General features: G+C 73.2%; 2 protein-coding genes. One reads left to right on the top strand and one right to left on the bottom strand.

What is annotated here, in order from left to right:
* Positions 1–239 precede the first annotated feature (239 nt).
* Positions 240–2,276, bottom strand: coding sequence for a hypothetical protein (locus ACZ4NT_RS17420; RefSeq protein ID WP_467726138.1), 2,037 nt, complete (start codon positions 2,274–2,276; stop codon positions 240–242).
* A 332-nt stretch (positions 2,277–2,608) separates the two neighbouring features.
* Here ACZ4NT_RS17420 and ACZ4NT_RS17415 point away from each other — a divergent pair, with 332 nt between their 5' ends.
* Positions 2,609–4,144, top strand: coding sequence for a leucyl aminopeptidase (locus ACZ4NT_RS17415; RefSeq protein ID WP_121403436.1), 1,536 nt, complete (start codon positions 2,609–2,611; stop codon positions 4,142–4,144).
* Positions 4,145–4,340: the final 196 nt, after the last annotated feature.

Below are 4,340 nucleotides of genomic sequence, written 5' to 3'. Positions count from 1 at the left end.
CTTCTCCACCTCCCCCCTGTTCTCCTTTCCCCCCCCCCCCCCCCCCCCCCCCCCCCCTCCCCCCCCCCCCCCCCCCCCCCTTCCCCCCCCCCCCCCCCCCCCCCCCGTGCCGTCGTGCTGCCGCGCCGGGGTGTCCGCACCGTCGCGCCGGTCGCCCGCAGGGCAGGCCCCGCGGCGTCCGGTGCGCACAGGCGTGCGTGCCGGTCGTCGCGGGGCGGGCGCGACGGTGCGGACCCTCCTTACGGCAGGGTGAGCTTGAGAGCGGACTGCAGCACCTCGGGCGTGATCCAGGCCGAGCGCTTCCCTGCGTACGGCGTCCCGAACACGCTGGTGCCGAGGAGCATCTGCTTCTTGGTGCCCTCGGGCGCGGTCACCGGGATCTGGGTCCCGGACGGGGCGCTGACGGTGACGGTCTTGCCGACGCGGTACGCCGTGACCTTGCCGTTCGCGACGGCCGTCCGCCAGTCGGCGCGGCGCTTCAGCTCGGTGCCGATCGCGCTCTGCCGGGGGTTCTCCAGCGGGGTGTTGTCGGCGTAGAGCGCCCGGTAGCCGGCGAGGACCTTGTCGAGGACCGGGTACAGCAGCCGGTCCTCGGCCAGGTTGGACTGGTGCACGTAGTGCGGCCGCGGGTCGTTGCCGATGGCGTGCCCGAGGGCGGTGCGCACCTCCTGCGGGACGATGTACGACTGGTAGCCGGTGTCCGTGTCGAGGGGCTCGGACATGCAGGTGGACGTGGGGTTGTCCTCGCACACGCCGCTGCCGCCGTCGGCCCTGGAGGTGTAGATCCAGTTGTACTCGTCGGCCATCTCGGCCTTGGTACCGACGTTGTAGTACACGTTCATCGGGTGGCGGGGCACGGTCAGCGCGCTGCCCACCGGACGCTGGTCGGGCTCGCGGGAGTTGTCCGAGCCCGTCCACTTGATGCCGTTGTCGGAGAGCGCCTCCGCCAGGTTCGGGTTGTCGGCCGGCTGCTGGGGCAGCGACTTCAGCCCGGAGTGCTCGCCGGTCACCAGCTCGGTGCGGTCGACCGGCAGGCCCTTGGCGACGGCCCAGTTGTGGTTGTCGCGGATCTGCGCCGAGATGTCGGAGCGGCTCATGTAGCGCACCGAGCCGTCCGCGTTCTTGGCGCAGGTCCACGGCACCGTCGAGGTGTCCTGCACGCAGCCGAGGAAGGCGTGGGTGTAGGTGTGGTTCACCCAGCGGTACTTGGCCTTGTCGGCGAGCAGTCGGTCGGCAAGGGCGTCCGTGCCGCCGTTCTCGCTCTTCCACTCCTCGCCCGAGCCGGCGTTGTAGACCATGTCGAGCGTGAAGCCGCTGGACTGCTGCCACTGGGCCGCGTAGGTGGCGTCGGCCGCCGTCATGCGGACCGGTGTGGTGGTCTCCTCCCCGTCGCCGCCCACGCAGTCGAGGTCGCCGGGGGTGCAGTTGCGCTCGGTGTCCCAGCGGGCGTCGGGTGCGAAGACGTCGTCGACGTGCACCGCGAAGGAGTTGCGGCTGCGGCCGAGGTGGACGCCCTGGGTCAGCCATTCGACGATGCCCCGGGCGAGGACCCGGAACTGCTGCTGGTACTGGTTGTAGGCGAAGGTCACCACGAGTTCGCGGCGGCCGTCGTGGGCGTACTCGCCGACCAGGCTGGCGCGTCCCGTCCCTTCGGGCACGGCGGTGTCGACGTAGCTGGTGAAGCCGGCCCGGGGCTTCGCCAGGAATCCGTAACTCTCCAGCGTGGTGGAGGAGTTGTCCTCGAAGGTGAACGGGCCGTCGAGGTAGCCGAACGGGCCCGACCGGCCCTCGGTGGTGACGGCGGCCTCCCGGCCGTCGAGGCTGCCGGTGTAGCCGCCCTCGCTGGTGTACTCCAGCCCGACCTCCGGGTGCGCCCAGGTGTAGGCGTCGACCTGCGGGATGCCGTACGTCTTCTCGTACGCCTCCAGGGCGGTCTGTTCGGCCGAACCGGCGCCGAACGGGGCCTCGTTGGGCAGCACCACACCCTGGAATCTGGCCCGCGGCGTGCTGCCCGCCGTGTCGCTGAGGAAGGCCGCGTCGACCGTCGGGCGGCCGGAGTCGTTCAGGTCGACCGTGGTGTACGGGATGCCGGTGCTCTTGAGCTCGGCGGTGATGGCCTGGACGGGGCTGTCGCCGTTGTCCACGACCAGCACCCTCAGGTCGATGCGCGGCTCCGGCGCGGCCGAGGCGCCGGGCACCCCGAGGCCCCCCACCACCAGGCCGGCGGCCGCCAGGGCGGCCGCCGTGTTTCTCCATCTGAGCGCACTCTGCGCCATGTATGTCCCTCCCCCAGAAAAAGATCCCCCTGTGGTCGTTCCGAGGAGGATCCGTGGAAATGATGCAAAGCGGTGAGTCGGCCGCTCACCGGAACCCGACGAGTGTGGCCCAGGTCACGAGTACGGGGGGCCATAAGTGGGGCATCGCGCCACCCAGGGGTGAACGCCCGTAGAAATGAGCGAAACCCGGGCCCGCGCGTAGGCTCGTCCCCGGTAGCACCCGGCCCGGTCCGAGCGGCTGCCCCCCGCCGATCTAGGGTCTGTGGCACAGGCCCGGTCGACCCACCCCCGCTCGACCGTCCACATTTCAACGGAAGCGAGATTTCACCACCGTGACTGCTCTCACTCTCAGCACCGCCGCGGCGTCCGGCCTGCGGGCCGACGCCATCGTGGTCGGTGTCGCGAAGGGCGCCCAGGGACCGGTCGTCGCACCGGGCGCCGAGGCCGTGGACAAGGCGTACGACGGCAGGCTCGCCGACGTCCTCGAGACCCTCGGCGCCACGGGTGCCGAGGGCGAGGTGACGAAGCTGCCCGCACCGTCCGGCTACAAGGCCCCCGTGGTGGTGGCGGTCGGTCTCGGCGCCCTCCCGGAGAAGGACGAGGCCTACCCCGCCGAGTCCCTGCGCCGCGCCGCCGGCGCCGCCGCCCGCGCCCTGGCCGGCACCAAGAAGGCCGCGTTCGCGCTGCCCGTCGCGGACCCGGCCGACGCCGGCGCCGTGGGCGAGGGCGCCCTCCTCGGCGCGTACGCCTTCGACGCGTACAAGGAGAACGGCTCCGCCAAGGGCGGCAAGGCCGCGGCCAACGGCAAGGCCCCGCTGGCCGAGATCGTGCTGCTCGGCGGCAAGCCCCGCGACAAGGTGTACAAGGCCGCCGTCGAGCGCGCCGTCGCCGTCACGGAGGAGCTCAACCGCGCCCGCGACCTGGTCAACACGCCGCCGAACGACCTGACCCCGGAGGCCTTCGCGGCCGTCGCGCAGGCCGCGGCCAAGGAGCACGGCATCAAGGTGCAGGTGCTCGACGAGAAGGCGCTGGCCAAGGGCGGCTACGGCGGCATCCTCGGCGTCGGCGCCGGTTCCGCCGCCGCTCCCCGCCTGGTCAAGCTCTCGTACACCAGCTCCAAGGCGAAGAAGCACCTCGCCCTGGTCGGCAAGGGCATCACGTACGACTCGGGCGGCATCTCCCTGAAGCCCGCGGGCCACAACGAGACGATGAAGTGCGACATGAGCGGTGCCGCGGCGGTCTTCGCCGCCGTCGTCGCCGCCGCGCGTCTCGGCCTTGAGGTCAACGTCACCGGCTGGCTGGCGCTCGCCGAGAACATGCCCTCGGGTTCGGCCACCCGCCCCGGCGACGTGCTGCGCATGTACAGCGGCAAGACCGTCGAGGTGCTGAACACGGACGCCGAGGGCCGTCTGGTCCTCGCCGACGCGCTGTGGAAGGCGTCCGAGGAGAAGCCGGACGCGATCGTCGACGTGGCGACCCTGACCGGCGCCATGGTGCTGGCCCTCGGCAACCGCATGTTCGGCGTGATGGCCAACGACGACGCGTTCCGCACCGCCATCGTCGAGGCCGCGGAGGAGGTCGGCGAGGAGTCCTGGCCGATGCCGCTCCCGGCGCACCTGCGCAAGGGCATGGACTCCCCGACCGCCGACATCGCCAACATGGGCGAGCGGATGGGCGGCGGCCTGGTGGCCGGTCTGTTCCTGAAGGAGTTCGTGGGCGAGGGCATCACCTGGGCGCACCTCGACATCGCCGGCCCGGCCTTCAACGAGCAGGGTCCCTTCGGCTACACCCCGAAGGGCGGCACGGGTTCCGCGGTCCGCACGCTGGTCCGTCTCGCCGAGCTGACGGCCGCCGGCGACCTCGGCTGAGGCCCGCCGGCACCGGGGGGGGGGGGGGGGGGGGGGGGGGGGGGGGGGGGGGGGGGGGGGGGGGGGGGGGGGGGGGGGGGGGGGGGGGGGGGGGGGGGGGAGGGGAGGGGGGGGGGGGGGGGGGGGGGGGGGGGGGGGGGGGGGGGGGGGGGGGGGGGGGGGGGGGGGGGGGGGGGGGGGGGGGGGGGGGGGGGGG

Source organism: Streptomyces sp. NPDC026417, from assembly GCF_055567695.1.
Note: the sequence above shows the minus strand (reverse complement) of the source record. Positions and strands in the feature narration are given on the sequence as shown.

Bases quoted from the DNA above. Each gene is read 5' to 3' on its own strand.
- ACZ4NT_RS17420 (WP_467726138.1), bottom strand. From the start codon at position 2,276: ATGGCGCAGAGTGCGCTCAGATGGAGAAACACGGCGGCCGCCCTGGCG.